Source organism: Anaerococcus sp. HMSC065G05 (assembly GCF_001812365.1).
GTDB lineage: Bacteria > Bacillota > Clostridia > Tissierellales > Peptoniphilaceae > Anaerococcus > Anaerococcus vaginalis.
The window spans coordinates 18385-43558 of sequence record NZ_KV808688.1; the positions used below are offsets into that span (position 1 = coordinate 18385).

The window sequence follows — 25174 nt, forward strand, 5'->3', positions numbered from 1 at the left end:
AAGTCTTATCTATAATCCATCTATAATATTAGCGGATGAACCAACAGGTAATTTGGACAGGAAAAATTCCAAGGAAATTATAGAAATTTTTAAATACTTCAATAGAAGCTTAAAACAGACGATTATCCTAATCACACATGACGAAGAAATAGCCTTGCAAGCAAATCGCATTGTTACAATAGTCGATGGAAAAATTGTAGGAGATGAAAGAAATGAATAAAAAGAATTTCCCTATTTTTATTTCCTTATTTATTGTAAGTCTGTTTTTCACTGTAATTTTTTATTACGGATATAGAAATATGAGAGCAAACTATGGTTATTACATGTCCTCAAGCTTTTATCATGGGGAGATTAAAGAAGAACTTTCAAATGAAGATGTTGAAAAGTTAAAATCCATTGAAGATATAGACTTGGTCGGAAAAATGTCTCTTAATCCTGATAATGGAAAACTTGCTGACGACTTAGTCGTTATAAACTACCAAGACCAAGCAATCAATAAGATGAGAGAGTATTCGAGACTTACCCACGGCAGATTTGCTGAAAAGGAAGACGAAATTGTACTATCTGAAAGCCTAGTAAAGAAAAATAAACTTAAAATAGGCGACAAACTAGAACTTGATTTGGGCAAAAGGTTTCTAAATGGCGAAGAGATAGGTCCCACAAGTGCAAATACTGACAGAGAAAAATTTGAGAGCCAAGGTTCTAAAAGCTTTACTTTAGTTGGTGTTTACGGAGATGTCTACAACAAGTACAGTAAACTGAATTTTGCTCTAGGGTTACAAGATAAAATGCCTATATTTAGAACATTTATAAAGTTTAATTCTTTCGAAGAAGCTTACAAAAATAAAGATAAGATGCAAAATGAAATAAACAAAATACTTGGTAAAGATGTTCATTTAGAATTTTCTAAAAGTCTTATAAACTATTATGGAGTAGAAAACGAACCCTTACAAAATATAATGAGCCAGGCTGTTCTTGTTCTATCAGTTCTTGGATGTATAGCAATCTTTGTATTTTTTATAAAAAATATATTTTGGGTTTGGGGACTAAGGAAGATTAGAGAGCTTTCTATTTATAAGTCTATAGGATCTACCAATGGACAAATTTATTTCTTACTTCTAAAGGAAGGACTTATTATAACTGCAATTCCAATACTTTTAGGACATACTGCAGGATTTTTCTTTATGTATTGTTTGTATAAAAACATAACAATAGGCGAAGGAGTAAGTGCCTTTGAAGTAATGAAATTTAATCCCTTATTAAGTTTGGCAATACTTGTAGTTTCCTTTGTGATTGTAGCACTAGCTATTAAATCCCCTGCGAAAAAGATTTCTAAAATAAACATTATAGACGGCATAAGAGGAAATATAGACTTTTCAAAGTCTAAGAAGAAAAGAGCAAAAGATTTTTGGAAGGAATTAAAACTCAACAACTTGGCATCAATAAAATCACAACGATATATTTCTGCAATAGGGATAATTATAATTTCGGTTTTTATAATTATCATAGGCATCTCAACATACTACAGAAATTTTTCGCATTACGATGCTGGCTATAATTTTTCCGTGGACTATTTTAGTGAAAATAACCAAGTCCCAAAAATATTAAAAGAAATTGTAGATAAAATTCCTAACGAAAAGTCTTATATTTCAAAAGATAAGTATGTTCAAGTAGAAAACAATAACGAATTCTCAAAAGAAGCAAAGGCAGTTGGATTAGATGAGGAAGCGAAAAAGAATATAAAAAAATATAAGGCAAAGGGTATGGATGGGTTTATCATCGCCTTAGAAGAAAAAGACTTAAAAGAACTTGGAGGAAAGAAGGGCGAATTTGTCCTCTACAATACAATTCAAGAAGATTCCTCTATTCCAATAGCAAAGGCAAAGAGAATTCCATATTTTGAAAACCCACAGACTTTAGACATTAACTTTGAAAATGATTATAATAAGACTATTAAAATTTCAAAGACTATAACAGATTTGGGAAAATATAAGTCGAGAACAATGCCCTTTGATGTAAAAGTTTATACAGATTTTGACACTTATTTTAAACTGATGGAAGAGTCCGGCGATGAAAAATATTCAGAGTATGCCTATACTTTAAATATGAAGGTAAAAGATTCTGATACCAAAGATGTAAAAGAATATGTAGAGGCCATGATTAGAAGTAAAATCTCACCAGAAGATCGCTTTAATATCACAACAGGTGAGCAGACCGCAAAAAATGAATATAATGATTTGAAAAGTCTAATAAAAATTGTAATAGGAATTGCATCAATCATCTTTGTACTAAATATCACCAATGGATACTCATCCATTAATTTAAGTCTCATGAGCAGAAAAAAAGAAATCGGAAGTCTCTACTCATGTGGTATGGATGTGGATGAGTTAAAGAGTATTTATCAAAAAGAATTTATTGGAGAGCAGGTAAAATCCTTTATAATTTCTATTATGGTGAGCTTAGGAGTTATGTTTATAATATCGATAATCGCTTCTGATTTAAGAATGAGTACTTTAATAAAATATTATGACTATAAAAGTTTCTTAGGATTCTCACTAGTCGTCTATGGTATTAATCTAATCATCTATCATTTTTCTTTAAAGAGAATTTTAGACAGACCGACTATAGATTTAATTCGAACAATATAATTTCAAAAAAAGAGGATTATATGAAGAAAAAATCAGTAATAAATTATATGTAGTCGGAATCGCAATTTTTGCTCTTTCTTACCTACTTCCAGTCGATATATTTGAAAGCTATACCAGTATAAGACCAACTGGACTCACATCAATGTTTGTCTGCCCAATTATTGGACTAATAGGTTTAATATTTGGGGTAAAGGAAAAGGACAGATTATTTATAGTGTTGAATATTATGTTAATCTTATTACTGCCTATAGCCATATTTGTAGGTCATCTATATAAGTAATATAACTAAAACAAGAAAATAATAACCTAAACAGCTCTTTTATGGGCTGCTTTTTCTGTGCTTAAGAATGATATAATAGATCATAAGATGAATACTAATTGGACATATTCCCACATACGAGTCTTTTGGAAAAATATCAAAATTCATCCTAACTGACAACTCAATCCATATCGAGTGCGTATGTCTGCTGTCAAAAGTAAAGAATTAAAACGAATAAATATCGAGAGTAGCGTATTTATGGGCTATTTTGAGACCAGGTAAAATCTCAGGAAAGTTTGTATTTCCAATAGAGCATTGAAGACTGCGTGTGTTATTATGTTTTTACTAAAGTTACAAATCGGAGTCTGTTTTACGTAGTTATTTTTGCCATTTAGGCTTAAATATAAATATTAATTTTAAGGAGAGTGCTTTTTGATCAAGTACAACACAATGGAGATTGTAGCGTAACCGGGAGGTTGCAGATACAGTCAAATACAACCTCCCGCAGGAATGCAGTTGAAGTTAACAACATTAAGGAGGAAATAAAGAATGAATAAAAATAACATTACAATACGTTTGGAGAAAAAAGAAGAATACCGTGAAGTAGAAAACCTTATAAGAGAATCATTTTGGAATGTGTACCGTCCAGGTTGTCTGGAGCATTTTGTTCTGAATCAATTGCGAAATAATTCTGACTTCATTGCAGAATTGGATTATGTGATGGAGCTTAATGGTAAGCTGATCGGACAGAACATTTTCATGAAAGCGGTGATTAAGGCTGATGATGGAAGGGATATTCCAATCGTAACCATGGGGCCTATCTGCATCACACCCGAGCTTAAGAGGAAGGGATATGGCAAGATATTGCTGGACTATTGTCTTGATAAGGCTTATAAGATGGGATTTGGTGCAGTATGCTTTGAAGGTAACGTTGACTTTTATGGAAAGAGTGGATTCACTTATGCTAGCAAATTCGGTATTCGTTATCATGGACTTCCAGAGGGTGAAGATACATCGTTCTTTCTTTGCAAGGAGTTGATTCCGGGTTATTTAGATGGCATAACTGGAGAGTATGAAACACCTGCAGGATATTTTGTAGATGAAGCAGAAGCTGAAGAGTTTGATAAGGGTTTTCCATAAAAAGAGAAACTTAAGCAACCGGGACAACTTTTCTAAACGAAAAAGATTTATGATGGTGGGGAGATAAAATCTCCCTGTCTAAAATCGGTAAATTCAAGTTTGCAAAGATGCAAACCTAGCATAACTTACCTATGAAAAGTGGAGATTTAGATAACTTGGCAATGACACATGGTATCAATGTTATTGTCTCAAGCCGTGTTGAGAGTTTAGTATTGATGTCAAAGGTTAAAGAAAAATAACTGCAAAATTTAAGTAGTACTAAGATTTTTAGGAAATCTGTAAAATTTGACATCGGGCTAATTGAAGGCTTCTTGGGAATTTACCCACGGATAGGTCAACCGAGAAATCGCTAGGGTTGAGTTTCTAGATAGATATCGATGAGTTGTGGCTGTGAGATAGATATTGCAGAAATTTCAAATTTGAGATGAAAAAATTATTATTAGAAAATATCAAACACATTTAAGAATTAAGAAAATATATTAAGGCAGGACTTTGTTCCTGCCTTTTTATCTTATCGTCTTTTTTTAATGGAACCTAGGAGGCCTCTTGCGATTTCACGACCAATGGTTCTCGTAATGGTGCCGAGCATGGAGTCGATGCCCTTATCGAAGTAAGTCTTTTGGCTTCGGTTGGATTTCTGTGCTTTTTCGAATTCTTTTTTTTTGAGCATCAAGTTCTTTCTGTCTTTCGGCGTCTATTTTTTCTTTTTCAGCTTCCGATTTTTCTTTTTCAATTCTTTCTAAAAGAATTTCGTAGGCGGATTCTCTGTCAATTGCTTCCTTGTACTTTGTATAAAGTGGAGAAGAATTAACCAAGACTCTATACTCCTCATCGGTTAGTGTTGAAAAGGATGAGTGGGGCGGAAGGATTAGTGCCTTGTCTGCCAAAGTTGGTGCACCACTTTCATCGGCAAATGAAACCAATGCTTCTCCGGTCCTAAGATTTATGATTTCTTCTTTTATATCCATGGATTCATCTTGTCTAAATGTGTCTGCAACAGCGTTTATCGCCTTTAGTTCCTTTGGAGAATAAGCTCTTAGTTGATGTACGATTCTGTTGGAAAGTTGTGATGAAACGGATTCTGGTATGTCGAGAGGATTTTGTGTGATGAAGAAGACGCCCACTCCTTTACTGCGCACGAGACGAACGACTTGGATAATCTTGTCTTGTAAAACTTTTGGCGTGTTGTTAAATAGTAAATGCGCTTCGTCAAAGAAAAATACAAGCTTAGGTTTGTCCAAATCTCCAAGTTCTGGGAAGTTTTCATAGATTTCTGAAAGCAAGTATAGGAGAAGCATGGAGTAGAGAAGTGGATTTGAGATCAATTTTGTAGCATTTAAAATATTTACAACACCCTTACCACTTGGATCTGTTCTAATAAAATCGCCGATGTCTATCGCAGGTTCTCCAAAGAATAAATCTCCGCCAGCATCTTCAATAAACAAAAGCTTTCTAGAAATTGCAGAGAGACTTTGACTAGCCACATTTCCGTAGGTCCTACTAATCTCGTCCTTATTTTCACCGACAAAATTTATCATCTGTTTAAGATCCTTTAAATCGATTAATAGAAGACCCTCACTGTCGGCAACTTTGAAAATAATATTTAAAACTCCAGCCTGCGTATTGTTTAGGTCTAAAATATTTGCGAGCATAAGAGGGCCCATCTCTGAAATAGTAACCCTAAGTGGAATTCCTTTTTCGCCGTAGATATCCCACATATTTACAGGATAATTTTTAAAATCAAAATTAGAGATACCAAGTTCCTCAAGCCTTGAATTTAATTTGTCATTCATCTTGCCAGGCATTGAAATATTTGCAAGATCGCCCTTCACATCCGCAAGAATGGTCGGAACTCCAGCGTCAGAGAGACCTTCCGTAAGCACCTTTAGAGTTACGGTTTTTCCAGTTCCAGTAGCGCCGCTGATTAGTCCGTGTCGATTTATTTTATTTAAAAGAATATAGTTTTCCGTATTCCCATTGCCAATCAAAATTTTGTCCATGAGAACCTCCTTTCATAACTAATTTCATTATAACATAACAAATTAATATATAGAGGAAAACCTGAACATAAATATATCCTGAAAAAGATGGAAAAGAGTTATTATTTATTCATTGAACAAGTAAAGAATTTCAAAATACAGGAAATGAAAATGAAAGATTACCTAGGTTAAGAAGATGGTAAAGAATATATAATTTCATCGTGAGCACGGAGTATTATAACTATTAATTAGCTTATAATCATTTATTTGTGCTAAAATAATTTTAGCCTCATCCAGATTCTCAATGCCAATCCTTCGGATAAGAGTATTTCAATTTGCTTGTTGTGGAATTGACGAGAAGATAATTTTCATTTAAAGAGGAAGAATTCAAGGTGACAAAAATGTTAAACATAAAAAACATGAGTAAAACTTATAATGTTGAAAAACTTACAGAAAATGATATTGAAACCATATACAGATTATGCCAAGGCAATAAGTTATATTATCGTTACTGCCAGGCAGAGATAAGTAGGGAACAAATCCTAAGTGACCTTTACCTAAAACCTGAAGGAGTAAATGAAGATAATAAATATTATTTAGGGTTTTTCGAAGATGAACTATTAGTTGCTGTTTTAGATATTTTAGATGCTTATCTAGACGAAGAAACTTGTTTTATTGGCTTTTTTATGGTAAATATTTTATACCAAGGTCAAGGTATCGGATCTGAAATAATTCAAAGTGTTCTAGCTTATGTTAAAAAAATAGGAAAAATAAAAGTTCGCCTAGGCATTGACAAAGGAAATCCTCAGTCAAAAGCTTTTTGGAAAAAGAATGGCTTTAAACTTATCAAAGAAGTAGAAAGTTTAGGCGGAACAATTCTACTTGCAGAAAAAATACTTTAGTAGGTATTAATTAATTTAGATAAATATATATTATTTTTTTATAGTACTAAGTTTATGTCAAGTCCATAATGTTGTGTAAAATTTACTAGCACAATATTATGGACTTTACTTTCTTATTATAATAAAAAATTAACAAAATATTAATAAAATCATAATATAGATTTAAAAACATTTTGAAATTATATTGTTTAGGAGGGGGAAATTAAAAATAGGGTTAAAATTTCTTTTAAAAGAAAAGTTTGTATCTGTAAATAATTTTGTGTGTCAACCTAAATCCTGAGATTGATGTGTACCCATAAAACTGGACACAAAATTATTTACAGCCCCTCTTCGGACTTCCTTAATTTTTTTATCCATTTTTTAAATCAAATTTATTCAGACCATACAAATATATAAAATCATATAAAATAAATGCATATAAATAGAAAAATTAGTTTAATCACAATAATCGCATTTTAAATTGTGATGTTTACAAGCTAAATTACGGACTTCACTAGGAAGTTTTCCTTTATATCTTTTGTAATAAATGGAAAATTTGCTATGGGATGTGTATCCAACAGATTCTGCAATTTCTTTTATAGGGAGATCCGTATTTAAGAGAAGAGTTTCAGCTACATTCATTCTTTTTCTTTGGGTGTATTCTGTAATACTTTGACCATATTTTTCTTTGAACAAATTTTTTAATTTTGTTCCGCTCATTTTAGATATTTTTTCAAGGGTTTCTTGATTTACATTCATAGCGAAATGATCATCCAAGAATCTTACTACATCTTCAAGTGCTTTATTATCATCAGATTCAATTTTATATTTTTTTCTATTTAAGTATGTGTCAATCACTATACTTATCCACTCATTTGCCTTTGCATTAAAGAAAAATTCTGCAGCGGGGGTATCCATCTTACAATTTAATATTTCCAGTGCCACTTTTTCTAAAGACTTTGTAAGTACAATTTGATTCGTTTCAAGTAAAGATGAATAAAATGATTCTGGGTTAATATTAATAGATGATAGATGTTTTTCTAAGAGCTCTCTTTTAAATCCAATAGATACAGCAAGATAATAGCAGTTCTCATGTAATAAAAATACAAAATCATCTCTTATATTATCAAAATCAAGAGTGCATAAGGAGTTTGCGGTCAAAGTTTGATAAGGACTAAATCTCTCCCCGTTTGCACTGACAATGTAACTTGAATAAATTGAAACATAGTCTGCCATACTATAGGTACTATTTTGTATAACTTCTTCTCTGATATAAAAATCATGGACATCAATAATAAATTCATCTCCTTCATAAAACCAATATAGACCATCTGCATAAGTTGAATCCTCTTTTTTCCAACAAAAAGTGTGCCCTGCACTTGAATACTTATTATTATTTTTACATTCATCTACTTTCATATAATCTTTTACAAAATCATAGTAACTCATAATTCACATATCCCTTTTAGACAATATTCCAATTAGCTTTATTAATTCAAAACTATTGTATTATTAATTATAGCCGATGTATAATAGAAAAGCAATGATAGTTATTATCAACTAAGAAAATTTATATCTAAAAGGAACATCAAAGAAAGGAGATATGATTATGAAGATTTACAAAAAACTATTTGCTTATGTACAGGATAAAAAATATCTTGGGGTTTTAGCTATAGTTTTTTCTGCTATATCTGCTGCACTTACAGTATATGGATATTATTTAATCTACAAATTTCTAGATAAGTTAATAATTAATTCAAATTTATCAGGTGCAGAGAGCTTAGCATTAAAATCTGTTATTACACTAACAAGTGGAGCGATATTTTATTTTGTTTCAGGAATGTTTTCTCACGTATTGGGATTTAGGCTTGAAACAAATTTAAGAAAAAGGGGGATTGATGGCTTAGAGAAAGCAAGTTTTAGGTTCTTTGATTTAAATCCATCTGGTCAAATAAGAAAGATCATAGATGATAATGCCGCACAAACACATCAGGTTGTAGCCCACATGATTCCAGATAGCTCTCAGGCAATAGTTACACCCGTGCTTATACTTGCACTTGGCTTTATAGTAAGTATAAGGGTTGGAATCACTTTACTTGCTCTTACAATAATCGGCGGATTAATTTTAGGGGCAATGATGGGCGAGCAAAAATTTATGAAGATATACCAAGAAGCCCTATCTAAACTAAGTGCTGAAACTGTTGAATACGTTAGAGGAATGCAAGTGGTAAAAATATTTAGAGCAAATGTGGAGTCATTTAAAAGCTTTTACAAGGCGATAAAAGATTATTCAAAGTATGCTTATGATTATTCACTATCTTGTAAAAAACCTTATGTTTTGTATCAATGGTTATTTTTTGGTTTAATTGCAATTTTAATTATTCCTATAGTTTATTTTATGACTAGCTTAGGCAGCGCCAAGGTGATTTTACTTGAGCTTATTATGATTTTATTCTTATCAGGAGTTCTATTTGTTTCATTTATGAGGATGATGTGGTACGCTATGTACATTTCTCAAGGCAATTATGCAGTAGATACTTTAGAGGCGCTTTACAAGGATATGCAAAAAGACAAATTAGTGCATGGTAATGTCAATAATTTTAAAAATTATAATATAGACTTTGACAATGTTAGCTTTGCTTACAATGATAAGGCTGTTATTGAAAATTTATCCTTTAAATTAGAAGAAGGAAAGTCCTATGCACTAGTCGGTTCATCTGGATCAGGCAAATCAACAGTAGCAAAACTAATATCAGGTTTTTACAATGTTAATGAAGGAAGGATAAAGATAGGTGGGATTCCAATATCTGAATATTCTGACGAAGCCTTAATTAAAGCTATCTCCTTTGTTTTTCAAGACTCAAAATTATTTAAGAAGAGCATTTATGACAATGTTGCTTTAGCGAATAAAGATGCGACAAGGAATGACGTTATGAGAGCTTTAAAATTAGCTGGATGTGATCTAATATTAGACAAATTCCCAGAAAGAGAAAATACTGTAATAGGTTCAAAAGGAGTTTATTTATCTGGCGGAGAAAAACAGAGAATTGCAATCGCCAGAGCAATTTTAAAGGATTCCAAAATTATTATTATGGACGAAGCCTCAGCATCTATTGACCCGGATAACGAGTATGAATTGCAAAAAGCTTTCAAAAATCTTATGAAAGATAAAACAGTTATCATGATTGCTCACAGGCTATCTACAATTAAAGATCTTGATGAAATACTTGTTATGGATGGCGGCAAAATTATAGAAAGAGGTTCTGACGAAGAATTAATGTCAAAAGATACAAGGTATAAGAGGCTACAAGAGATGTTTAACAGTGCGAATGAATGGAGGGTTTCAAATGAAAGAGTTTTATAAAAAAAGATTTGCTCTTACAGATAAAGGATCAAGAAATTTAAGTAAAGCAACACTGGCTTCATTTTTCATTTATTGTATAAACATGCTTCCAGCGATGTTACTAATGATTTTTGCTCAGGAAGTTTTGGAAAATATGGGTAAAAGCAAGGTATTTTATATAGTATTCTCAGTTTTAACTTTGATAGCAATGTATATTTTGCTTTCTGTAGAATACGATAAATTATATAGCACAACATATCAAGAAAGTGCGGATTTAAGAATAAGGACAGCAGAGAATTTGTCAAAACTACCTCTATCATACTTTTCTAAACATGATATTTCAGATCTATCGCAAACAATAATGTCTGATATTGAAGGTATAGAACATGCAATGAGCCATTCAATACCAAAAGTGGGCGGCATGGCACTCTTCTTCCCACTAATATCCATTATGATGCTAGTGGGCAATGTCAAGATGGGTTTAGCTGTAATTATTCCAACAATATTAAGCTTTATATTCATACCACTATCTAAAAAACATTCAGTTAAGGGACAAAAAAGATATTATGACGTCTTAAGAGAAAACTCAGAAAGCTTTCAAGAAAATATAGAGATGCAAATGGAGATTAAAGCATACGGCTTATCAGAGGAAATGAAAGAAAAACTGTATGAAAAAATGGATAAAAGTGAAAAAGTGCACTTAAAGACGGAATTAGTAAATATTTTAACTATGTCAATATCTTCAATATTTAGCTTTATTTCCCTTGCTGTAGTAATATTTGTTGGCGTAAATCTAATTATTAATAAAGAGATAAGTGCTCTCTACCTTGTAGGATATTTACTAGCAGCTATGAAGATAAAAGACTCTCTAGATGCATCTAAAGAAGGAATGATGGAGATATTTTATTTATCGCCAAAAATTGAAAGACTAAAAGAAATTCAAAATCAAGATTTACAAGAAGGCGATGACTATAATTTGAAAAAATTTGATATTGATCTAAAAAATGTTGAATTTACTTACAAGAAAGATGCAAAAGTTTTAAATGGTGTAAGCTTTAAAGCTAAGCAGGGAGAGGTCACTGCTTTAGTTGGAGCAAGTGGCTGCGGCAAAACAACTATCTTGAAACTTATATCAAGACTTTATGATTATGATGAGGGACAAATCTTAATCGATGGCAAAGATATAAAAGATATATCAACAGACTCTCTTTTTGAAAAGGTGTCAATAGTTTTCCAAGATGTGGTTCTCTTTAATCAAAGCGTCATGGAAAATATTAGACTTGGTAAGCAAGATGCAAGTGATGAAGAAGTAAAAAGAGCAGCAAAACTTGCAAACTGCACAGATTTTATAGAAAAAATGGATAAGGGTTTCGATACAGTTATCGGTGAAAACGGTGCTGAGCTATCAGGTGGAGAAAGACAAAGGTTATCAATAGCCAGAGCCTTCTTAAAAGATGCACCGATATTGATCTTAGATGAGATAGCAGCAAGTCTTGATGTTGACAACGAGAAAAAAATTCAAGAGTCTTTAAATAATTTGATTAAAGATAAAACAGTTGTCATCATTTCACATAGAATGAAATCCATAGAAAATGCTGACAAGATAGTAGTTCTTGAAAATGGAAAAGTAGAAAGCGAAGGCAAACATGAAGAGCTTTTACAAAAATCAAAAGTTTACAAAAATTTAATAGAAAAGACAAAAATGGCAGAAGAATTTATTTATTAGGAGGACTACAATGGATAATAAAAAATTAAAAGTGAAAGATTTAGTAAGTATCGGTGTTTTTGCTGTAATATATTTCGCCTTGATGTTTGGTGTTGGTATGATGGGAATGATTCCGATATTGTTTTTAATATACCCGACAGTATTAGCCATAGTTGCAGGAACTGTAGTTATGTTATTTATGACTAAGGTACAAAAACCATGGGCATTATTTATTTTCGGTATGATATCACCACTTGTGATGTTTGCAGCTGGTCATACCTACGTAGTTTTAGTTCTATCGCTTATAGTAATGATAATAGCAGAGTTAATTAGAAAGATTGGAAACTATAATTCATTTAAATACAATATGCTTTCTTATGCAATCTTCAGCACATGGATATGTAGCTCTTTAATGCAAATGCTTTTAGCAAAAGAAAAATATATGGAGATGTCTTTGATGATGATGGGAAAAGATTATGTTGATGTATTAGAAAAGTTAATAACTTATCCTCACATGGCTTTAGTAGCCTTAGGTGCTTTCTTAGGAGGAATTCTTGGAGCATATATAGGCAAGGCTCTATTGAAGAAACACTTTGAAAAAGCAGGCATTGTATAATGCCTACTTTTTCTTCAAATGCTCCCTTTAATCCAAATCCAATCAGTAAAATATTAGTAGTATTCCTTACAGGGTTAACAGTAATGAATGGAATAAATATCTGTTTTGAATTTGCGATTATTTGTATATTTTTAATATTGTTTTATTTGAATGGGTACAAAAAAACACTTTTTAAATGGATAGTTTTATGTTTAGTGCTATATTCTTTGCCTAATTTTATGACTCTATCTACATTAAACCCAATACTTAAAATGTTTTTAAGTATACCTATTGTCTTTAGAATGTTTTTATTGCCATTTATGGCAGCAAGCTTAATGATAAAGACCTCTGATGTAGGTACAATAATTTCATCGATGGATAAGCTTAAAATTTCAAAAAATCTTTCCATACCTATTGCAGTTATGTTTAGATTTTTCCCATCTTTTAAAGAGGAGAAGAAAAACATCAAAATGGCTATGAGAGTAAGGGGGATAAATTTTAAAAATCCAATCAAATATCTTGAATATGTTTCAGTGCCACTACTAATTATATCTTCGAACATAGCAGATGACATTGCAAAAGCGGCAGAAACAAAGGCAATAGAAAATCCAATTGCCAAGACCAGATATATCCGTGTAAAGATACAGCTAATTGATTTTGTTTATGTTTTAGCAGTTGCTGGACTTATTGTGGGAGGCTTAATATGGTAAAAATAAAAAATTTAAGTCTTGATTATGGCAAAGAGCATATATTAGATGATATATCACTATCCATAGCAGAGGGAGAGTGCGTGCTATTTACAGGAAAAAGCGGAAGCGGTAAGTCATCTTTAATAAACTCAATCAATGGATTAGCTGTAAGATATGATAATGCAGAGACAAAGGGCGAAATAATTATTGCTGGTAAAAATATAAAAGAGTTGGAGCTTTATCAAATCTCAATGATTGTCTCAACTGTTTTTCAAAATCCTAAGACATATTTCTTTAATGTTAATACGACATTAGAGTTATTATTTTATTTGGAAAATATAGGTCTTACAAGGGAAGAAATGGACAAGCGATTGAATGAAATGCTTGAAATTTTTCCAATAAAAAATCTTCTTGATAGAGATATATTTAGACTTTCAGGAGGAGAAAAGCAAATCCTATGTATCGCAGCTTGTTATATAGCTGGTACGAAAATAATTGTCATGGATGAACCCTCATCGAATTTAGATATTAAAAGCATAGACGTCTTGACAAATATGCTTAAAATACTAAAAAACAAGGGCATAAGCATAATTATAGCAGAGCATAGAATTTATTACTTGATGGACATAATTGACTATGTATTTTTAATAGATAAAGGAAAGCTTAAAGAAGCTTATAGTAGAAGTGAATTTCTAGAGTTAGATACAAGACAATTAAAGAACTTAGGTCTAAGGGGCAAAAAGCTTAGTAAGTTAGAAGTTCCATATTTAAAAGATGGTGGAGAGTATCAGATAAAAGAGCTTAGCTACAAATTTACTGATGATGAGTGCTTGAGTATAAAAGACATCTCATTTAAGCTTGGAAATATTTATGGCATAATAGGATACAACGGACTAGGAAAATCAACGCTCTTAAGATGTTTAATAGGTCTTGAGAAAAAATCGAAAGAAGAAATTTATTTTAAAGGAGAGAAGCTATCTAAAAAAGGAAGACTCAAAAACTCTTCACTTGTTATGCAAGACGTAAATCATCAATTATTCACAGATGAAGTATTCAAAGAACTTAGTCTAGGAGTAAAGAATTTTGATGAAGAAAAGGCGAAAAGCATCTTAAAAGATTTAGGCCTGGACGAATTTATTGAAAGACACCCAATGAGCTTATCAGGAGGACAAAAGCAAAGACTTGCAATAGCGTCCATAATGTGTAAAGACTCTACTTTTGTTTACTATGATGAGCCAACTAGTGGCATGGATTATGCTAATATGATAAAAATATCTGAACTGATTAAAAAATATAGAAATAAAGATAAAATAATTTTTATTGTATCCCATGATATAGAATTTTTAAATGAAGTGGCAGATGAGATTTTTAAATTGTAAAAGAAAGTCGAGTCTGTAAATGATTAAATATTGTGTACAGTTTTATGGGTACAATTCAAAAAGCAAGTGCTATGTCAATTTTTTCTTAAGTTAATATGCACTTACTGTTCTTACTAATATACAAAATAAAGATATATAATGGAAAATATAAAAGAAAAAAGGATGTAGTTATGAGCTGTCCCACAATAAAAGTTAGACCTAAAAACTAACTTGAGAAGGTCGGTTTTTATGGCAAAATATAGCACAGAATTTAAAATGAAAGTAGTAAAAAAATATTAAGAATCTAGAAACTCATATAAATATTATATACCTAATAAAAATTTAATAAGAAGATGGATCAATGACTTTAAAAAGGGAATTAAAGCACTAAAATCTAAAAGAAAACAAAAATAACAAATTATATTCATCAGCAAAATTAACTATTGAAGAAGTTAATTTATTAAATGAAGAACAATTAAAAGAAAAGATAAAGAAATTATATTTAAACACATACTTATATATAACAGTGAAATATTAAGCTATAAAATATCAAAAAAACCAAAACTAAAGCTAATTCACCAATAAAATATAGAAAGAAGAATATAGAATAAAAAAATACTGTACCTATGGGTGGGAAAAGAAAACTAAATACTGAATATTGTACTAAGATAATTTACTTAATATTATGGACTCTATCTGAATATTTATCTACTAATAAATTATTTAAAAATTTAATAGGAATTTGGAAATAACTCTTGGATTTTAGGAATCAAAGGGTTATTTTTGATGATAATATTTAACGTTCAAAATTATTTGACAGTATAGTAAATTTAAGTTACAATAAAGAAAATAAGTTATGGAGGTGTATTTTGAAAGAAGTTCATGTTTTAAATTCATTAGAAGAAATTAATATTGTAAGCGATCCTTTAAGGCTTAAAATAATTATGACTTTAGGAACAAGTTCAAAAAATGCCCAAGATTTATCAGATGCTCTTGGGGTTAGTAGGTCAAAAATTCACTATCACTTAAAAATTTTAGAACAAAATAATATTATAGAAGTAGTTGATACGGAACTTATTAATGGAATAACTCAAAAATATTTTTTGCCAGTGGCCAAGGCTTTTATTCCTAATAGTGAAATATTTAATAAAAATTTAGAAGAGAAGGTATTTTCTTTTAAAATTTCTGGAAAATCTTATGAATCATTTGAAAATGAATTAAATGATTTAATAAAAAAATATAGTGAAGATGAAGATACACAAGAAAGTTTTCAAGTACAAATTTATAAATTATCTTAAAACCAGTAAGTTAATCCTTACTGGTAAAAAAATACACAACTGTCAAATAAATCAAAACGTTAAATATAAGGAGAATGTTAAAAATGATTAAAAATAAAGATTTTTATGTCCTGCTCTTGGGGCGACTAATAACAAATTTTGGAGATAGCCTATATGCGATTGCATCAACTCTTCTAGTTTACAAAATGAGTGGGTCTACAATTTATTCGGGCCTTACTCTTTTTCTTACCTCATCAACGGCGATTGTTCAATTACTATTAAGCCCAATTTTGGATAAAATTAATATGAAAAAGTTTTTGATTTTATCTCAATTTTTTCAAGCAATTTTGATTTTAATTATTCCATTTTTGTATAAATTTGGGAAATTAAATGTCTATCATATTATGGTAATAATGCCAATAATTTCATTGATTAATCAACTTGTTTATCCAGGTCAAATATCTCTACTTCCAAAAATTTTATCTGAAAAAGAACTTGTTACAGGAAATTCTTTGATGACTATGGCTTATCAAGGATCAAATGCAATTTTTGATACTTTTGCAGGTGTTATAATTTCACTGTGTGGTTTTATGACAGCTTTTTTTGCTGATTCCATAAGTTTTATTTTGACCGGGATTTTATTTTGTTTTTTATCAAAAAAACTTAGCTATTTCCAAAAAAGAGAAGAAAAATCAAAAGAAAATCTAATAAAAAATCACTTCAAATCTCTTAAAGATGGACTAAATTTGTTTAAAGATTCAAGAATTTTTGCCCTAGTTTTTGGAATAGTTTTTATTAACTTTTCTGCTACATCAATAAGTGCGGTTTTACCTGCTTTTGCAAAAAATGAAATATTTTATAGTTTAATGCTTGCAGGAATGGGAGCAGGTCTTTTACTTGGGTCTTTATTTGCAGGATTTCCAAAACTAAAAGAAATTTCTCTTGGAAAATTATATATTTATGGAATGATGATTGTAGCTTTAGCTTGGATACTTTTTTCTAATTTTCAAAATAATATAAAAGTAGGAGTAGTTTTGTATGGGCTTGGTTGGTTTGTTGTAGGAGTCGTAAATGTTTATGCTCAAACTATGGTTCAAATAATAGTTCCAAATGAAAAAATCGGCTCTGCTATGGGAGCTATGGTAGGAATTTCTACTTTTATGGCACCATTAGGAGCCTTATTAGGAGGCTATCTTGGAGAATATTTTTCAAGTTCAAAGGCTATATTTATTGGATCTTTTATTATATTTTTAGTAGCTATCTTTTGGGCTTTAAATAAAAATATTAGAAAATTGCCTTCAGTTAATGAATTTAACAAAGTTTTAGAAAAAATTAATTAAAAGCAAAGCCTTATTTTCATACTGATATAATGACATTCTATTTACTATGCGCGAATTTAATAATATAATGAATCAAAAGAGATAAGAACGTGGCTACAACTAATTTAAACAGAAGGACAGATAAATATAAAAAAAAGTAGCTTATAAAACTTACTAATAGGTTTAAAAATATCTAAAAATTTTCAAAAACAAGAAAAAATGAGTATGTACGGATAATTGGCTCTATGCTTTTTTGAATAGGGTGTGGAAGTAAATATGCCAATGAGAAGAAAAAAATAGAAAGTTAAGGAGAAGGTTATGTGGTTAATTTTTGGAATAGGTGCCATAATATTTGCAGTATTAAATGTGATTGCAACAATAAAAAATAAAAATGCACAAGGATATAGATTTTTGAGTTTGTCTTTAACAGCTTTAACAGTATGCGCATTATATTTTGATGGAGCTAGTCGTGTAATCAAAGAAGACTGGGCATCTCTTATGGACATTATGCCTACAATGAGCAAAGCATTATGGGTTCTAGTTATATTGTCTATAGCTATAAACTCTGTATCTATTTTAAAAAGAAATGACTAAAGGAAAATTGATTTTAAACCAATAATGATTTTACAAAAATAATATTTTGAAATTTTGGATTAACGATAAAAAATAAGGATAAAATATGAAAAAAATTATACTAGGATTGGTAACTGTTATATTAATATCTCTATTTAGTGGCTGTGGTCTAAAAAGAGATGAAGATAATCCTTTGTCAGGAAAAGATACTGACCAAAGAATTCTTATGTGTTTGAATAAAGCTTATCCAGAACATAATTTTAAAGTTGTCAAATCATTTGATAGACAAAAAAATGAGGGAATGTTTGAAGATGATAAGGGTATAAAGTTTAAGGTTAGGGATTTGATATATGATAATATATATCACTTTGCCTGCAATGATGAATACCTTGCTACGATTTTGAAAAAAGAAGATTTTTTTGATAAAGCAAAACAAATTATAGAAGATAAATACGGTCAAAAATTTATATATGATGAAAGCGTTATGGCTATAGAAATAATTTATGATGAGAATAACAAAATAACAATAGATAAGATAAGTCAAATGATTATTGAAGTTTTAAATATAGCAAAAATTCCAAAACTTATATATCCAGACAATCAAGAATTTTCAACAGGAGTTGTTAATTATTACACATTGCCAGCCCTAGGTGTTATTCAATGTTATCTTGAAAAAAATCAAATTGGAGAAACAGAATTATTTTATTTTTCTGATAGTTCTATTGATAAATCTTTGATTAAAGAAAAAATAGATAAATTGTATGAATCTGTGGATGAGTAAATAGAAGAATAACCTATATTTTAGATAGGAAACTGATAGAAAAGCTGTAAATAAAAAATATATTTGAAAGGAAGTATTTACAATGGGACTTGATGTATATGCTGGGACTTTAATTCGATATTATATGAATAATTGGAAAACTGTTATTCAACAATTTGCTGAAGATAATGGATTGAAATATGAAACTATAAGAGTTCAAGATGAAAATGGAGAAGATGACGAAGAGCTTTCTTTAGAAGAAACTAAAGAAATTGTTCTTGAATGGAAAGAAGCTATTGAAAAAGGTTTAGAAATAAATTCTAAATCGATATGGAATGAGGATTACGATACTACTCCTTATTATACAGACAAGCCAGATTGGGATGCCTTAAACGCATTATTAATTTACATTGCTTCAAAATATACTCACAAAGACTTGCCAAAAACAATGGAAAAAAATATTGATATTTATAAAGATCCTATTGTATCAGAATTTCTTCAAACAAAAGATTTTCGCCTATCCTTATTTGATGGAAATGGTTGGTGGCTACCTATTGATAGGGACATAATGTTTGATTATTATTTGCCAAATTCAGAAAAAAGTGTTTTAGCAACAAGCCGTTTGCTTCTTGATGAATTGAATGTATATAATTCTTTTGAATGGAAGGCTGATAGAGATACTATAATATCATGGAGCAAAACAGAAGGCTATCCTATCGATAAAATTTATAGCAAAGAAAATGGATTAGAAAAAGTTTATGAAAAGCAAATTTATAATACTGAGTCTTTAGCAAAATTTGCCTTTTCCATTTTGTGGCAAGCAGCAGAATTTTCGCTTGAACATGGAGTTGTTATAATTTTTGATTATTAGATTATAAATAAGTGTGTAAATTTATTTATGAATTAGATAATTCAATAAGCATTTTAAAAGATATGGCTTGCGGCGGATTTTCTGAAACAAAACTATGGATTAAACAAAATAAAAATTCCTTATATATTAATGTAGAAAATAATTTAAAAGCAAATTTAAAATTTAGACCTTATAAATCTATAGTTTTACAAAAAATATCAAAATAAAATTTTAAGAAGTACCATTCTAAATTCTTATAAAGACTTAGGAATGGTACTTTTTTTATAAGAAGATTTTTATTTTAAAATCTAGAAATATTTTTATGTTATTTTTAAAAATTAAAAATAAGCTTATAATTAAAATGATATTTTTCTATTTTCTTTTTCGAAAAAAGATGATAGAATATTTTTAATAATATATCTAATTATTCAACTAAAACAATCTGAGTTTTTAGATAAGTATTATTGAAAAATTTTTTTAAGGAGGTTTTTTATGAAAAAAACTAATTGGAAGGGACGTTTTTTTAGTCTTTTATTAGCTTTTGCATTGTTATTGCCAACAATATTATCTACAAGTGTAAAAGCGGCGCCTGAAAATGACAAAAATGATGGACAAATTAAGCATGTAACTGAAATTTCATTTACAATTTACAATTATGCAATAGGTAAAGATTCAAATTCTATCCAAGTTAATTGTCAAACTGATGGAGTAAGACCAACAAATTATGAAATTTTGGTATACGATAAGGACAAAGATGAATTTGTACAAGTTAAGGGAAAGTTGCAAAAAGATATTCAGTATAGGCTAAAAATCAATTTTTCGCCAAAAGATGGATATGATTTTGAAGGATTGACAAAAGAAAAAATCAAATTGGGGGCTATTGGTTCAGCTTTAAAGTATAAGGCGGATAAAAAAGAAGCATTATTTGATATGCCAACATTAACTGTAACTCCTGAATTTAAAACTTTAAAATTTGAAACTAACGGCGGAAGTACAATTAATTCAGTTGCAAAAACACAGGATAGTACAATTGAACTTGACCAATATAAACCTACGAAAGACGGTTTTACATTTGACGGCTGGTATAAGGATAAAGAATTAAAAGAAAAAATCACTCAAGTAAAACTTAGTGAAGATATGACAGTCTATGCTAAGTGGAAAGCAACTCAACTACCACCTGTTAAAATGTTTGCTTTGAATTTTATTACAAATGGAGGTTCAGCTCTAGATACAATTAAATTCCAAGAAGGAAAAGTAGTTGATTTAGAAAAATATGTATCAGAAAAAGAGGGATATATTTTTGATGGTTGGTATTTAGATGAAGAACTTACTAATAAGGCTAGTCAAATAAAAATTGAAAAAGATACATCGGTTTATGCTAAGTGGACAAAAAAAGAACAACCACCAAAACCTGTAAATTATTTTACCTTAACATTTGATACTGATAAAGCAGAAGAAATAAAACCAATAACAAAAGAAGAAAATTCAATAATTGATTTAAATCAATATTTGCCAAAAAAAGAAGGTTATATCTTTGATGGCTGGTATAAGGATAAAGAATTAAAAGAAAAAATTACCCAAGTAAAACTTACAAAAGATATGACAGTTTATGCTAAATGGATTGCAAAAATACCTCCTGTTGTTACTGAAGAATTTACAATTACAATAGATCCTAACGGAGGAAATTGGAATGGCGATACAAAAGCAAAAGTTATGAAAATTAAAAAAGGCGATTATATCACACTTCCACAAGCACCTAGCAAAAAAGGTTATACATTTTTGTATTGGAAAGGTTCAAACTACAAACCAGGAGATAAATATAAAGTAGAAAAAGATCATACTTTTGTAGCTCAATGGAAAAAGAATGAAATAAAAATTAATACAAACAATAATTCAAAAACAAAAGCAAAAAATTCTCCAAAAACAGGAGTTAATTCAATTGCTTTTATAAGTGTAATATTAATACTTATTTCAAGTTTAGGGATTTTTGTAATAGGAAAAAAACAAAAAATAAATAAATAATTATTTTAAAATAACAAAAATTTTTGGAGATAGGATGAAAATTCTATCTCTTTTTTTAAAGATTTTTTTATTGACAAAAATATTTTTCAAAAATTTAATCGTTCTAAAAAAAATACTTTTTATTATTCTTGAAATCAAATCAAAACTTAGTATAGTAAGATTAAGGTCAAAGATGGTCAGAAAATGATGGAGGTTTTATGAAATATCAAGATTATTACGAAATATTAGGTGTAGATAAAAAAGCAAATGCTGAAGAAATTAAGAAAGCTTATAGAAAGCTTGCAAAAAAATACCACCCTGACCTTCATCCTGATGATAAAGAAGCCAGCAAAAAATTTGCGAAAATAAATGAAGCTTACGAAGTTTTGTCTGATGAAAATAAGAGAAAACAATACGATATGTTTGGACAAAGTGGAAACTTTAGTCAAGGTCAAAATTTTGACCCATCTCAATATGGTTTTTCAGATATATTTTCAAATTTTGGAGCTGGAAATGGATCTTATACCTACACAAGTAGTACAGGAGGCTCCTCTGGATTTTCAGATTTTTTTGAAACTTTGTTTGGTGGAGGAAGATCATCTTCAAGAACTTCTTCAACAAATTTTGGAGGATTCGGTTCAAGCTTTAAAAATGGTTTTACCAAAAATAAAAAATCAAAAATTAAAGCCAAGGTTAATATATCACTAGATGAAGCAATGAGTGGCGTATCTAGAACGCTAAAAATTAAAGATAAAGAAACAAATTCTATTAAAGAAATAAATATAAATGTTCCAAGTGGAATGACAAGTGGCAAAAAATTAAAAATTGATGGTTCAAAATATAATTTGAATGCTGATATTTATGTGACAGTAGAGATTGAGGAAGATTCAACTTACAGGCTTGATGGTCTAGATATTATTAAAAAGGAAAGAATTTCTCCTTGGGATGCCTTTTTTGGCGAAAAAATTACTGTCGACAGTCCAAATGGAAAATTTAAAATAAATATTCCAGAAAAAATTGAAGCTGGAAACAAAATTAGGATTAAAGGTAAGGGCTATAAGGATTTAAAAGGAAAAATTGGAGATCTTTATATAGAAATTCTTATCGACAATCCAAAAAATTTAAGTGAAGATCAAATTGACCTATATAAAAAATTAAAGGAAATAAATTAGGGGGATATGATTATGGATTTTAACAAATTTACTCAAAAATCAACAGAAGCTATTAATGAAGCAAGTCAATTAGCAATCAAAAATGCCAACCCAGAAGTTGGCATTATCCACCTAGCTTACGCTTTGATAGAAGATTCAGATTCTTTCGTAAGCCAAGTTTTGTCTAATATGGACTTGTACAAAAAAGTACTTAACAAGATGGAAGAAAAAATGGAAAATTTGCCAAGCCAATCAGGTTCAGCAAATATTTATCCAAATACAATTTTTCAAAGAGTTTTATTAAAAAGTGAAGATTGTGCAAAGAAAATGGGAGATTCTTTTATCTCAACAGAACACATTTTCTTAACTATTTTGAATGAAAATACCGAATTAAGCGATTATTTTAAGGAGATTGGTTTAAGCGCTAAAAATTTCTCAAATGAGCTTAAAAAGGTCAGAAAAGGTCAAAAAATTACTAACGATAATCCAGAAGAAACAAACAATCCTTTGGAAAAATATGGTAGAAATTTGACCAAAGAAGCAAGAGAAGGAAAAATCGATCCAGTTATTGGACGTGATAGTGAAATTAGAAATTGCCAAAGAATTCTTTCAAGAAGAAAGAAAAATAATCCTGTTTTGATTGGTAAACCTGGTGTTGGTAAAACTGCAATCGTCGAAGGTCTTGCTCAAAGAATTGTAAATAAAGATGTACCAGAACCACTTCAAGGAAGAACAATTTTTGCTCTTGATATGGCAAGCTTAGTTGCAGGTGCAAAATACAGGGGACAATTTGAAGAAAGATTGAAATCAGTAATTGATGAAGTAAAAAAATCTGATGGACAAATAATTATGTTTATTGACGAGCTTCACACAATTGTTGGAGCTGGTAAAACAGAAGGATCAATGGATGCTTCAAATATAATGAAACCAATGCTTGCGCGTGGAGAGATAAAAGTAATTGGTGCAACAACTTTAAATGAATACAGAGAAAATATTGAAAAAGATGGAGCACTTGAAAGAAGATTCCAAAAAGTTTTGGTAGATGAGCCAAGTGTAGAAGATACAATTTCAATTTTAAGGGGAATCAAAGATAAATATGAAATTTATCATGGAATAAGAATTCAAGATCAAGCAGTAATTGCAGCAGCTGAGCTATCAAATAGATATATAACTGATAGATTTTTGCCAGATAAGGCAATAGATTTGATGGACGAAGCTTGCGCAACTGTAAGAACTGAAATTGATACAATGCCAGAATATTTGGATGAAGAAAAAAGAAGAATTTTACAAGTCCAAATTGAAATTGCAGCGTTAAAAAAAGAAGATGACGAAAAGAGTAAGAAAAGATTAGAAACATTAGAAAAAGAATTGGCAGATGCTAATGAAAGATACAAAGCTGATTTTAATAAGTGGAAAAGCCAAAAAGATTCAATAAATTCTGTAAAAGATATAAAAGAAGAAATTGACAAGGTAAAAGTTGAAATCGAAAAAGCTGAGAGAAATTACGATTTTGAAAAATTATCTGAGCTTAAATATGGAAAACTTACAGAACTTGAAAATAAATTAAAAGAAAAGGAAAAAGACCAAAAAGATAATTCTTCTATAAAAGAAGAAGTGACAGATGAAGACATAGCAGATGTAGTTTCAAATTGGACAAATATTCCAGTAAATAAACTTGTAGAAAGTGAAAGAAGTAAAATTTTGGGACTTTCAGACAAGTTGCACGAAAGAGTTATTGGACAAGATGAAGCCGTTGATAGTGTATCAGATGCAATTATCAGGGCAAGATCTGGACTAAAAGATATAAATAAACCAATCGGTTCATTTATTTTCCTTGGACCAACAGGAGTTGGTAAAACAGAGCTTGCAAAATCACTTGCAGAAGCTATGTTTGATAGCGAAAAAAATATGATTAGGATTGATATGTCAGAATATATGGAAAAATATTCTGTGTCAAGATTAATCGGTGCAGCTCCAGGTTATGTTGGCTACGAAGAAGGCGGTCAATTGACAGAAGCTGTAAGAAGAAATCCTTATTCAGTAATTTTGTTTGATGAAATTGAAAAAGCTCATCCAGATGTTTTTAATATTTTACTACAAGTTTTGGATGACGGAAGACTTACAGATAGTCAAGGAAGAACTGTTAATTTTAAAAATACAATTATAATTATGACTTCAAATATTGGTTCAACTTATTTGATAGATGGACTAAAAGAAGATGGAAGTATTGATGAAGAAAATAGAAAACTTGTCGATTCATCTTTAAGAAATTCTTTTAAACCAGAATTTTTAAACAGAATTGATGATATTGTTATGTTTAAACCATTAACATCAGATCAAATATATAAAATTATTGATCTACAAATTGCAGATATTTCAAAAAGACTTGAAAGTCGTGAAATTACAATTGAACTTAGCAAGAAGGCTCACGAATATATTTTAGATAAATCCTACGACGTAGAATATGGTGCAAGACCAATTAAAAGATTCTTGCAAGCAAATATTGAAACAAATCTAGGAAGAAAAATTATTGAAGGAAATGTAATGGAAGGCGATCATGTCATAATAGATTTAGATAAAAATAATGAATTAGAATATCAAGTTAAAAATTAAGAATAAATATAAAAAGAGAAAATTTCTTTTTGA

General features: G+C 29.9%; 19 protein-coding genes and 2 pseudogenes. 19 read left to right on the forward strand and 2 right to left on the reverse strand.

The features are described 5' to 3' along the window. The 4 genes and pseudogenes from HMPREF2852_RS09925 to HMPREF2852_RS00735 form a co-directional block, all read left to right on the forward strand. Positions 1 to 220 (forward strand): annotated as a pseudogene (locus tag HMPREF2852_RS09925) (ABC transporter ATP-binding protein); the annotation flags it as partial. Continuing rightward, positions 213 to 2648, forward strand: a complete 2436-nt coding sequence (locus tag HMPREF2852_RS00730; RefSeq protein WP_070605121.1) for an ABC transporter permease — start codon at positions 213 to 215, stop codon at positions 2646 to 2648. The pseudogene HMPREF2852_RS09925 and the gene HMPREF2852_RS00730, both read left to right, overlap by 8 nt. 31 nt (positions 2649 to 2679) lie before the next feature. Continuing rightward, the gene (locus HMPREF2852_RS09930) at positions 2680 to 2928 is read left to right on the forward strand and encodes a hypothetical protein (RefSeq protein WP_083306951.1); all 249 of its coding nucleotides are present in this window, start codon (positions 2680 to 2682) and stop codon (positions 2926 to 2928) included. 528 nt (positions 2929 to 3456) lie between these two features. Further along, entirely contained in the window at positions 3457 to 4047 is a 591-nt protein-coding gene (locus HMPREF2852_RS00735) for a GNAT family N-acetyltransferase (RefSeq protein WP_070605124.1), read from the forward strand. A gap of 511 nt (positions 4048 to 4558) precedes the next feature. Here HMPREF2852_RS00735 and HMPREF2852_RS00740 read toward each other — a convergent pair. Then, positions 4559 to 6047 (reverse strand): annotated as a pseudogene (locus HMPREF2852_RS00740) (helicase HerA-like domain-containing protein). Positions 6048 to 6427: 380 nt separating this feature from the next. Here HMPREF2852_RS00740 and HMPREF2852_RS00745 point away from each other — a divergent pair. Then, entirely contained in the window at positions 6428 to 6928 is a 501-nt protein-coding gene (locus HMPREF2852_RS00745; protein ID WP_070605126.1) for a GNAT family N-acetyltransferase, read from the forward strand. 435 nt (positions 6929 to 7363) lie between these two features. Here HMPREF2852_RS00745 and HMPREF2852_RS00750 read toward each other — a convergent pair whose 3' ends face one another. After that, the gene (locus tag HMPREF2852_RS00750; RefSeq protein WP_070605129.1) at positions 7364 to 8356 is read right to left on the reverse strand and encodes a helix-turn-helix domain-containing protein; all 993 of its coding nucleotides are present in this window, start codon (positions 8354 to 8356) and stop codon (positions 7364 to 7366) included. 160 nt (positions 8357 to 8516) lie between these two features. Between HMPREF2852_RS00750 and HMPREF2852_RS00755 the strand changes: the two genes are divergently transcribed. From HMPREF2852_RS00755 to clpB, 14 genes are all read left to right on the forward strand, one after another. Further along, positions 8517 to 10271, forward strand: a complete 1755-nt coding sequence (locus tag HMPREF2852_RS00755; protein ID WP_070605132.1) for an ABC transporter ATP-binding protein — start codon at positions 8517 to 8519, stop codon at positions 10269 to 10271. Then, positions 10255 to 11976, forward strand: coding sequence for an ABC transporter ATP-binding protein (locus HMPREF2852_RS00760; protein WP_070605138.1), 1722 nt, complete (start codon positions 10255 to 10257; stop codon positions 11974 to 11976). Before HMPREF2852_RS00755 ends, HMPREF2852_RS00760 begins: the two co-directional genes overlap by 17 nt. Before the next feature lie 10 nt (positions 11977 to 11986). Next, positions 11987 to 12571: an MptD family putative ECF transporter S component gene (locus HMPREF2852_RS00765; RefSeq protein WP_070605141.1), complete on the forward strand. Its 585-nt coding sequence runs from the start codon at positions 11987 to 11989 to the stop codon at positions 12569 to 12571. Continuing rightward, positions 12571 to 13260, forward strand: coding sequence for an energy-coupling factor transporter transmembrane component T (locus HMPREF2852_RS00770; protein ID WP_070605144.1), 690 nt, complete (start codon positions 12571 to 12573; stop codon positions 13258 to 13260). The genes HMPREF2852_RS00765 and HMPREF2852_RS00770 overlap by 1 nt, the downstream gene beginning before the upstream one ends. Next, positions 13254 to 14618 (forward strand): ABC transporter ATP-binding protein, encoded by a 1365-nt coding sequence (locus tag HMPREF2852_RS00775; protein ID WP_070605147.1) that lies wholly within the window; start codon positions 13254 to 13256, stop codon positions 14616 to 14618. The genes HMPREF2852_RS00770 and HMPREF2852_RS00775 overlap by 7 nt, the downstream gene beginning before the upstream one ends. 848 nt (positions 14619 to 15466) lie before the next feature. Next, the gene (locus HMPREF2852_RS00780) at positions 15467 to 15895 is read left to right on the forward strand and encodes an ArsR/SmtB family transcription factor (RefSeq protein WP_070605150.1); all 429 of its coding nucleotides are present in this window, start codon (positions 15467 to 15469) and stop codon (positions 15893 to 15895) included. Positions 15896 to 15969: 74 nt separating this feature from the next. Continuing rightward, on the forward strand, positions 15970 to 17214 hold the full coding sequence (locus HMPREF2852_RS00785) for an MFS transporter (protein WP_070605153.1): 1245 nt from the start codon (positions 15970 to 15972) through the stop codon (positions 17212 to 17214). Positions 17215 to 17511: 297 nt separating this feature from the next. Beyond that, positions 17512 to 17787 carry a hypothetical protein gene (locus HMPREF2852_RS00790; protein ID WP_070605156.1) on the forward strand — a complete coding sequence of 92 codons (276 nt, stop codon included), beginning with the start codon at positions 17512 to 17514 and terminating at the stop codon, positions 17785 to 17787. Positions 17788 to 17872: 85 nt separating this feature from the next. Beyond that, the gene (locus HMPREF2852_RS00795; protein ID WP_070605159.1) at positions 17873 to 18547 is read left to right on the forward strand and encodes an LptM family lipoprotein; all 675 of its coding nucleotides are present in this window, start codon (positions 17873 to 17875) and stop codon (positions 18545 to 18547) included. 82 nt (positions 18548 to 18629) lie between these two features. Next, positions 18630 to 19397, forward strand: a complete 768-nt coding sequence (locus HMPREF2852_RS00800) for a hypothetical protein (protein ID WP_070605163.1) — start codon at positions 18630 to 18632, stop codon at positions 19395 to 19397. Positions 19398 to 19408: 11 nt separating this feature from the next. Continuing rightward, complete coding sequence (locus HMPREF2852_RS00805) at positions 19409 to 19603, forward strand: hypothetical protein (protein WP_070605166.1); 195 nt, start codon at positions 19409 to 19411, stop codon at positions 19601 to 19603. Positions 19604 to 19868: 265 nt separating this feature from the next. Next, a complete protein-coding gene (locus HMPREF2852_RS00810; protein WP_070605169.1) occupies positions 19869 to 21398 on the forward strand; it encodes an InlB B-repeat-containing protein in 1530 nt (509 codons plus the stop codon). A 197-nt stretch (positions 21399 to 21595) separates the two neighbouring features. After that, the gene (locus tag HMPREF2852_RS00815) at positions 21596 to 22549 is read left to right on the forward strand and encodes a DnaJ C-terminal domain-containing protein (protein ID WP_070605171.1); all 954 of its coding nucleotides are present in this window, start codon (positions 21596 to 21598) and stop codon (positions 22547 to 22549) included. A 12-nt stretch (positions 22550 to 22561) separates the two neighbouring features. Then, positions 22562 to 25141 (forward strand): ATP-dependent chaperone ClpB, encoded by a 2580-nt coding sequence (gene clpB / locus HMPREF2852_RS00820; protein ID WP_019117906.1) that lies wholly within the window; start codon positions 22562 to 22564, stop codon positions 25139 to 25141. Positions 25142 to 25174: the final 33 nt, after the last annotated feature.

Excerpts from the sequence above, each read along its gene's own strand:
- HMPREF2852_RS00730 (WP_070605121.1), top strand. The coding sequence starts at position 213 with ATGAATAAAAAGAATTTCCCTATTTTTATTTCCTTATTTATTGTAAGT.
- HMPREF2852_RS00775 (WP_070605147.1), top strand. The coding sequence starts at position 13,254 with ATGGTAAAAATAAAAAATTTAAGTCTTGATTATGGCAAAGAGCATATA.
- clpB (WP_019117906.1), top strand. The coding sequence starts at position 22,562 with ATGGATTTTAACAAATTTACTCAAAAATCAACAGAAGCTATTAATGAA.
- HMPREF2852_RS00790 (WP_070605156.1), top strand. The coding sequence starts at position 17,512 with ATGTGGTTAATTTTTGGAATAGGTGCCATAATATTTGCAGTATTAAAT.
- HMPREF2852_RS00815 (WP_070605171.1), top strand. The coding sequence starts at position 21,596 with ATGAAATATCAAGATTATTACGAAATATTAGGTGTAGATAAAAAAGCA.
- HMPREF2852_RS00745 (WP_070605126.1), top strand. The coding sequence starts at position 6,428 with ATGTTAAACATAAAAAACATGAGTAAAACTTATAATGTTGAAAAACTT.
- HMPREF2852_RS00770 (WP_070605144.1), top strand. The coding sequence starts at position 12,571 with ATGCCTACTTTTTCTTCAAATGCTCCCTTTAATCCAAATCCAATCAGT.
- HMPREF2852_RS00735 (WP_070605124.1), top strand. The coding sequence starts at position 3,457 with ATGAATAAAAATAACATTACAATACGTTTGGAGAAAAAAGAAGAATAC.
- HMPREF2852_RS00785 (WP_070605153.1), top strand. The coding sequence starts at position 15,970 with ATGTTAAAAATGATTAAAAATAAAGATTTTTATGTCCTGCTCTTGGGG.
- HMPREF2852_RS00750 (WP_070605129.1), bottom strand. The coding sequence starts at position 8,356 with ATGAGTTACTATGATTTTGTAAAAGATTATATGAAAGTAGATGAATGT.
- HMPREF2852_RS00795 (WP_070605159.1), top strand. The coding sequence starts at position 17,873 with ATGAAAAAAATTATACTAGGATTGGTAACTGTTATATTAATATCTCTA.
- HMPREF2852_RS00765 (WP_070605141.1), top strand. The coding sequence starts at position 11,987 with ATGGATAATAAAAAATTAAAAGTGAAAGATTTAGTAAGTATCGGTGTT.
- HMPREF2852_RS00760 (WP_070605138.1), top strand. The coding sequence starts at position 10,255 with ATGAAAGAGTTTTATAAAAAAAGATTTGCTCTTACAGATAAAGGATCA.
- HMPREF2852_RS00800 (WP_070605163.1), top strand. The coding sequence starts at position 18,630 with ATGGGACTTGATGTATATGCTGGGACTTTAATTCGATATTATATGAAT.
- HMPREF2852_RS00755 (WP_070605132.1), top strand. The coding sequence starts at position 8,517 with ATGAAGATTTACAAAAAACTATTTGCTTATGTACAGGATAAAAAATAT.
- HMPREF2852_RS00810 (WP_070605169.1), top strand. The coding sequence starts at position 19,869 with ATGAAAAAAACTAATTGGAAGGGACGTTTTTTTAGTCTTTTATTAGCT.